Source organism: Pseudomonas sp. DCB_BI, from assembly GCF_026240995.1.
Classification (GTDB): domain Bacteria; phylum Pseudomonadota; class Gammaproteobacteria; order Pseudomonadales; family Pseudomonadaceae; genus Aquipseudomonas.
The window spans coordinates 1-6,906 of record NZ_JAPFCG010000044.1; the positions used below are offsets into that span (position 1 = coordinate 1).

Sequence of the window (6,906 nt, forward strand, 5' to 3'; positions counted from 1 at the left end):
CCAGCTTGATCTTCGACTTGCGCAGGGATTCGAGCAGGTCGAGGTTTTCTTCACCGGGAATGCCGAATACATACTCGACACCTTCGTTTTCCAGGCATTGCACAACGACATCGGCGGCCTTGGCCATTTGGGGTACTACCTCAAAATCTTCGTGGAATTGCAGATTTATTAAGCTGCGCGACTGAGATGTTGCAGGATGTCTCAGTGGCGCGCATCGTAGGCCCTCTGGTTAATAATAATAAATATATTGTTATGATGCGTGTCATCACAGTTCGTTATGAATGCAACTGGCATGAAAGGTAGTACCCCTCGATGAACCTCAAGGCATTGCGTTGCTGTGTCGAAATCGTCCGGCAAGGCAGCTTCACCAAGGCTGCGCAGCACCTGCACATTGCCCAGCCGGCACTGAGCATGGCGGTTACCCGGCTTGAAGAAGAACTGGGCGTGACCCTGTTCAACCGCACCACGCGCAAAGTACTCCTTACCGCCGAGGGCGAGCAGTTCCTGCCGCGTATCGCATCGGCCTTGCGCGAAATGGACGTTGCCCGGCAAGAGCTGCGCGACATGGCCGACCTGAAGCGCGGTGAAGTGCGCCTGGGCATCCCGCCGATGTTCGGCCTGCACTATGTGCCGGGGTTGATGAATGCCTTCCGCCAGTTTTACCCAGGCATTGCCATGACCGTGTTCGAAGGCAGTGCCGAAGACATTGGTCACCGCCTGGAACAACGGGAAATCGACCTTGCGCTACTGGAGTCACGTCGGGTGCCGCCGGACAAGGAGTCGATCCTGCTGGGCAGCGACGAGATGCTGGCGTGCATGCACCCCGACCACCCTTATGCAGGCAAGGCATTCCTCACCGCCGAGGACCTGCGCAACACCGACATGGTGGTGTTTGACCGCACTTTCGTGCAACGACAACTGCTGGACGCGTTCTTTGCCGAACACGGGATCACTTATCAGGTGGCGCTGCAAAGCAACTTCGTGTCGCTGGTGGTACAAGCGGCGCTGGACAACATGGGCGTGGCGACTTTGCTGCGTTCGGTGCAGCAGCGCACCCCGGGCATTGTCGGCGTGCCGTTCCGGCCGGCGCAGCAAATGAGCTTTCGCCTGTGCTGGCGCTCGGGGGAATACCTGTCGCTGGCCAGCAAGCGCTTCATCGACTTCGCCGCACAAACCCATTACCTGGAGCGCTGATAGCCACCTGTTCCGGCCCTTTGGCGGTCCAATAGGTGCCCGGCGAACGACGAGAAAGAGAGGAAGCCGCTCTACTTCCTCGACGTTGAAGTCGCGAATTGACTATCATCCCGCGTTGAACGTTTCAGCATGTTTCAATGCATGCCTCAATAGGGATACAGATGTCAGTCCAGGAACAACCTCCTCTTCCCAGTAAAAGCACGGTGGCCAAGATGGAAGCCGCCATGGCACTGGGTAGCTTCGCCATCGGTACCGGCGAATTCGCCATCATGGGCCTCATGCCCGACATTGCCAGCAACCTGCAACTGAGCGAGCCGCAAGTCGGCCATGCCATCAGCGCCTATGCGCTGGGGGTAATGGTCGGTGCGCCGACACTGGCGATTCTCGGTGCCAAGTTGCTGCGCAAGCACATGCTGCTGCTGTTGATGCTGCTGTATGCCTTGGGCAACCTGGCCACCGCCCTCGCCCCTTCGTTCGGCGGCCTGGTGGCTTTCCGTTTCATCAGCGGCCTGCCCCACGGCGCCTACTTCGGCATTGCCGCCGTGGTGGCGTCAAGCATGGTGGCCAAGGATCAACGCGCGGGGGCCGTTGCCCGCGTCATGATGGGCCTGACCCTGGCCATGCTGCTCGGCAACCCAGTGGCCACCTTCCTCGGTCAGTACTTAGGCTGGCGTTCAGCATTCGTGCTGGTCGGCGTGATCGCCCTGTGCACCATCGCCCTGGTCTGGCGCTTTGTGCCCCAGCGCCATGATGAAGCACGCAGCGACCCACGCAAGGAACTGCAAGCCTTCACCCAGCCGCAGGTATGGATGGCACTGGCCATCGCTTCAATCGGTTTTGCCGGCATGTTCTGCGTGTTCAGCTACCTGGCGCCGACCATGCTGCAGGTGACCCAAGTGTCACCGCAATGGATTCCGTTCGGCCTAGCGGCGTTCGGTGTAGGCGGTATCGTCGGTAATATCGCGGGCGGCAAACTGTTCGACCGCTTGCAGTTCCGTGCGGTGGGGCTGGTGCTGGTGTGGTCGGTTGCCGTGCTGCTGTTCTTCACATTCGCTGCACAAGCTTTGTGGAGCCTGCTGCTGGGCATCGGCCTGGTGGGCACCATGATTGCCCTGGCGGCGCCGCTGCAAATCCGGTTGATGGATATTGCCCATGAAGCACCGAGCCTTGCGGCAGCCTCGAACCACGCGGCGTTCAACCTCGCCAATGCCCTGGGGCCGTGGCTGGGAGGTATGGCGATCACTGCAGGTATGGGCTGGACCAGCACCGGGTACATCGGCGCCGCGACGGCGCTGGTTGGCCTGGGCATTTACCTGGTGGCGCGGCGGATGAAAGGCGGGCATTGAAGCCGGCAGGGTCATAAAGGGTTACCCTACCCCTTTATGCACCCGCCACTGCCGAGTCATTCATGTTCGATTGGGAAGACCTGCGCCATTTCTCCGCCTTCAGCTCGGCCGGCTCGCTGTCGGCCGCTGCCAAGACCCTGGGTGTCGACCACGCCACAGTGGCCCGGCGCATCGCCTCGCTCGAAGCTTCGCTCAAGCTCAAGCTGGTCGACCGACGTCCCCGCGCCTATGCCCTCACCCACGAAGGCCAACGTGTTGCAGAACTCGCCGAGCAGATGGCCATGTCCTCGTTTGCCCTGGAGCATTTCGCCAGCGCCGGCCAACAGACAGTGGAAGGCGAAGTGGTGCTCTCGGCACCACCGGCGCTGCTGGGCAGCATCGTCGCCCGGCGCCTGGGCGAGCTGTACCAGCGCTACCCACAGCTGCGCCTGAAGCTGGTAGGCAGCAAATCCAAGGCATCCTTGGTCCGCCGCGAAGCTGACATCAGCATCGCCCTGGCCAGGCCGACAGAGCCAACTCTGGTGGTCAGCCTGCTGGGGCACCTGGATTACCGGCTGTATGCCTCGCCCGGTTACCTGGCCAGCGCAACGGTCAGGCGCTACATCGGCTACGACGAGTCTCAGGCCCGTTCCCCACAACAGCAATGGCTCAACCTCCAGGCCGGCCAGCAGCCGTTCGCATTGCACAGCAATGACCTGCGCATCCAGGCCCAAGCCTGTGCCGGCGGCATCGGCATCGCCTGCCTGCCCGCGTTCATGGCACAGGAACACGGTCTGAAAGAGGCAGGCAGCGCCCAACAGACAATGAGCATCGAAATCTGGCTGGCCGTGCATGAAGACGTGCGCGCCACGCCGCGGATCAAAGCGGTTACCGACTTCCTTCAGCAACAGGTGCGGCCGCTGCTGCGCTTGTGAATTCTTGCAGATGGCGCATGCATCAATACGGAATTTTCGCCCAACCCTGCCAGCGTTAGGCTAACTCCATCACTCACGCCTTTGAAGGAGACGACGATGCAGTACGTAAAGCTGGGTAGCACTGGGCTGGACATTTCAAGACTGTGCCTGGGCTGCATGACCTTCGGTGAACCCGACGCCGGCACTCATCCCTGGACCTTGGGCGAAGACGCCAGCCGGCCGATCATTCGCCATGCCGTCGAGCACGGCATCAACTTCTTCGACACTGCCAATAGCTATTCCGCCGGCACCTCGGAAATCATCCTCGGCAAACTCCTGAGGGAGTTTACCCGCCGCGAAGAAACCGTGATCGCCACCAAGGTGTTCTTCCCTGCCAACATGTGGGAAGGCGCCAGCCGGCCCAATGAGCAAGGCTTGTCACGCAAGGCGATCATGGCCAACATCGACGCCAGCCTCAGTCGCCTGGGCACAGACTACGTCGACCTCTACCAGATCCATCGCTGGGACTACCACACCCCCATCGAGGAAACCATGGAAGCTCTGCATGATGTGGTCAAGGCCGGCAAGGCGCGCTACATCGGTGCATCGTCGATGTATGCCTGGCAGTTCGCCAAGGCGCAGCAGGTAGCCGCCAGCCATGGCTGGAGCCGCTTCGTGTCGATGCAGAACTACCTCAACCTGATCTACCGCGAAGAAGAGCGAGAGATGATCCCGCTGTGCCTGGATCAAGGCGTCGGCCTGATGCCCTGGAGCCCGATGGCGCGCGGCCGCCTGACACGACCGCATGGGCAGCAAACCCAACGCACGCGCACCGATGTGTCCGGGCAATCGTTCTATGAAAAGACCGAGGCGGAGGACGGCCGGGTAATCGATGTGGTCGAGCAGATCGCCAGCGAACGGGGGGTGCCGATGGCCCAGGTTGCACTGGCCTGGGTATTGGGTAGGGCCGGCGTTAGCGCCCCTATCGTCGGCGCCTCGAAGCCCGCCCACCTGGACGATGCCCTGGGCGCATTGTCACTGCAGTTGAGCGAGGACGAGGTGGCGCGCTTGCAGGCCCCTTACGTTCCCCACGTGGTCACCGGCTTCAAGTAGCAATGGCTTGCGGCAGTTCGATACGCACTCGCAAGCCCCCTGTGGCGGCGGCCAGCGCGGTGATGCTGCCACCGTGCAAGGCGATGGCCCGTTGGGCGATCGCCAGCCCCAGGCCGAAGCCGTCGCTGCTGCTGTCGGTGCCCCGGTCGAATGGGTCGAAGATGCGCTGCAGGCGCGCCGGGTCGACGCCCGGGCCATGGTCGCTGACGCACACCTGCAACCATTGCCCACCGGGTGCCGGTGCGGCCTCCACCAATACCGCCGTGCCGGGCTTGGTGTAGCGCACGGCATTGCGGATGATGTTCTCGAAGGCCCGGTAAAGGAGTTCTTCATGGCCATGCATGAGAAACGCCCCCTGCGCCAGCAAGGACACCTGGCACTGCTTCATGCCTGCCTCGAAACGGGCATCCTCGACGATCTGCGCCAGCAGTTCGACCACATCCACGCTGGCGAAGTCACTGTTGCCTTGACGGGACTGGGCGCGGGCCAAGGTCAGCAGTTGCTCGATGAGGTCGTCCATGCGCCGCGACTCGCGCTCGACCCGCTCCAGCATGTCGGGTCGGTCGGGTTGCTGGCGCATCAGGCCGATGGCAGCATGCATGCGGGTAAGCGGTGAGCGCAGCTCATGCGAAATATCATGCAGCAGGTTCTGCTGGGCCTGCACCAAGGCCTTGAGCTGGCCGGCCATGCGGTCACAGTCCTCGGCCAGGTCGACGATTTCGTCACGGCGCTTGCCCAGCCGCGGCCGGACCCGAATATCGAAACGGCCCTGGGCAACCTGGCCCATGGCCTCGCGCAGCCAGGCCAGCGGGCGGGTCAGGTAAAGGCTGCACAACAACGCGAACAGCGCGCTCATCACGGCCCCTGTCACAAACGGGCCAAGGTTGCGTGGGCGCGGTGCCATACCGACACGGGTGGCCACCGAAGCACGCAGCACCAGCGGGCGACCGTCACGGTCGAGCAGTGCCTGCTCGAAACGCGCCACGTGCACCGTTTGGCCAGCCAGCAAGCGGCCTTGATCGTCGTAAAGGCCTACTTGCACATCCTGCGGCTGTGGCGACACGTCCAGCAACTGGCGTCCGGCCCGCTCGCCATGCCGTTCGAGCATTTGCAGCTCGGTGGCCAGCAACGAACGCAGCCCGGGGGTATCGCCGCGCAGCTCATTGAGCATGAAGGCCCCCGCCCCCACCAGGAAGGTCAGGGTGTTGGCCAGCCAGAATGCCAGGAACAGCTTCCAGAACAGACGCCGGCGCATCATTCGACGATCAGCATGTAGCCCATGCCGCGCACGCTCTGAATCCAGCTGCTGCCATCGGCACGCGGGCCAAGCTTTTGCCGGATGCTGCTGACGTGCACGTCGATACGTCGGTCATAGCGGGTCAGCGGCCGGCCCAAGGCATTGAGCGACAGGTCCTGCTTGCTGACCAGCTGACCGGCCTGGCGCGCCAGGGCTTCGAGCAGGCTGAACTCGGAGCCGGTCAGTTCCAGCGTGGCTGCGCCCCAGTGCGCTTCGCGCCGCCCCGGCCACATTTTCAATGCGCCGCTGCGTACCTGTTCAGGTACCTCGGGCGGGCTGGCTTCCCCCATCAGGTGTGGCTGCACGCGGCGCAGTATCGCCCGCAGGCGCGCCACCAGCTCGCCGGGAGAACTGGGCTTGGGTACATAGTCGTCTGCACCCAGTTCAAGGCCGGCGATGCGGTCGATGTTGTCGCCCCGGGCAGTCAGCAGCAGTACCGGCACCTGGCTGCGCGCGCGCACGCGGCGTAACACTTCGATGCCCGAAATGCCGGGCAGCATCACGTCCAGCACCACCACCTGGAAGTTGCCGGACAACGCCTGGGTCTCGCCTTCTTCACCGGTGTCAACGGCTGTTGCCTGAAAGCCTTCGCGCGCCAGGTACAAAGAGAGCATTTCGGTCAGTTCGCGGTCGTCGTCGACCAGCAGCACAGGGATCATCAGGGCCAGATTTCGCAATTGCAGGGGTGGTAATGATCGCCCTACGCGCCGGCACTGTCACCGCCGGCCGGTCGGACTTTACACATCTTTACCCTCGGCTAACCGCGCCGTACACAGCCCGCCCGTATCCTCATCGCCCGCTGCTTGCGGGTTGCCCGCGCTTGCCCCTTCCAAATCCGCTTGTCTGGAACCCCTGATGAACTACCCGCGCCTGTTGCTCTCCATCCTGCTGCTGAAAGCTACGCTGGCCCAGGCCTCACCGTTCAGGATCGCCGACATTCGCGTCAACGGCCTGCAGCGGGTTTCCGCCGGCAGCGTGTTCGGTGCCTTGCCGCTGAACGTCGGTGACCAGGCCGATGACCGCCGTCTGGTGGACTCGACCCGTTCCCTGTTCAAGACCGGGT

General features: G+C 62.8%; 7 protein-coding genes and 1 pseudogene. 5 read left to right on the forward strand and 3 right to left on the reverse strand.

Going from position 1 to position 6,906, the window contains the following annotated elements; genetic code table 11:
* Nucleotides 1-127 (reverse strand): thiamine pyrophosphate-binding protein (locus OO258_RS27140; RefSeq protein ID WP_009682266.1); only part of this gene is annotated, 127 nt, incomplete at its 3' end.
* Nucleotides 128-312: 185 nt separating this feature from the next.
* Here OO258_RS27140 and OO258_RS27145 point away from each other — a divergent pair.
* From OO258_RS27145 to OO258_RS27160, 4 genes are all read left to right on the forward strand, one after another.
* Entirely contained in the window at nt 313-1,194 is an 882-nt protein-coding gene (locus tag OO258_RS27145) for a LysR family transcriptional regulator (protein ID WP_266034965.1), read from the forward strand.
* A gap of 161 nt (nt 1,195-1,355) precedes the next feature.
* Nucleotides 1,356-2,540 (forward strand): MFS transporter, encoded by a 1,185-nt coding sequence (locus OO258_RS27150; RefSeq protein ID WP_266034967.1) that lies wholly within the window; start codon nt 1,356-1,358, stop codon nt 2,538-2,540.
* Between the two features lie 62 nt (nt 2,541-2,602).
* Complete coding sequence (locus OO258_RS27155; protein WP_064491418.1) at nt 2,603-3,454, forward strand: LysR family transcriptional regulator; 852 nt, start codon at nt 2,603-2,605, stop codon at nt 3,452-3,454.
* A 96-nt stretch (nt 3,455-3,550) separates the two neighbouring features.
* Complete coding sequence (locus tag OO258_RS27160; RefSeq protein WP_266034970.1) at nt 3,551-4,546, forward strand: aldo/keto reductase; 996 nt, start codon at nt 3,551-3,553, stop codon at nt 4,544-4,546.
* Here OO258_RS27160 and OO258_RS27165 read toward each other — a convergent pair.
* Both OO258_RS27165 and OO258_RS27170 read right to left on the reverse strand, forming a co-directional pair.
* Nucleotides 4,539-5,804, reverse strand: a complete 1,266-nt coding sequence (locus OO258_RS27165; protein WP_266034971.1) for a HAMP domain-containing sensor histidine kinase — start codon at nt 5,802-5,804, stop codon at nt 4,539-4,541. The two genes, OO258_RS27160 and OO258_RS27165, sit on opposite strands and share 8 nt — an antisense overlap.
* Nucleotides 5,801-6,502 carry a response regulator transcription factor gene (locus OO258_RS27170; RefSeq protein WP_266034974.1) on the reverse strand — a complete coding sequence of 234 codons (702 nt, stop codon included), beginning with the start codon at nt 6,500-6,502 and terminating at the stop codon, nt 5,801-5,803. The genes OO258_RS27165 and OO258_RS27170 overlap by 4 nt, the downstream gene beginning before the upstream one ends.
* Before the next feature lie 196 nt (nt 6,503-6,698).
* Here OO258_RS27170 and OO258_RS27175 point away from each other — a divergent pair.
* A pseudogene (locus tag OO258_RS27175) lies at nt 6,699-6,906 on the forward strand (outer membrane assembly protein); the annotation flags it as partial.

Bases quoted from the DNA above. Each gene is read 5' to 3' on its own strand.
- OO258_RS27150 (WP_266034967.1), top strand. From the start codon at position 1,356: ATGTCAGTCCAGGAACAACCTCCTCTTCCCAGTAAAAGCACGGTGGCC.
- OO258_RS27170 (WP_266034974.1), bottom strand. From the start codon at position 6,502: ATGATCCCTGTGCTGCTGGTCGACGACGACCGCGAACTGACCGAAATG.
- OO258_RS27145 (WP_266034965.1), top strand. From the start codon at position 313: ATGAACCTCAAGGCATTGCGTTGCTGTGTCGAAATCGTCCGGCAAGGC.
- OO258_RS27160 (WP_266034970.1), top strand. From the start codon at position 3,551: ATGCAGTACGTAAAGCTGGGTAGCACTGGGCTGGACATTTCAAGACTG.
- OO258_RS27165 (WP_266034971.1), bottom strand. From the start codon at position 5,804: ATGATGCGCCGGCGTCTGTTCTGGAAGCTGTTCCTGGCATTCTGGCTG.
- OO258_RS27155 (WP_064491418.1), top strand. From the start codon at position 2,603: ATGTTCGATTGGGAAGACCTGCGCCATTTCTCCGCCTTCAGCTCGGCC.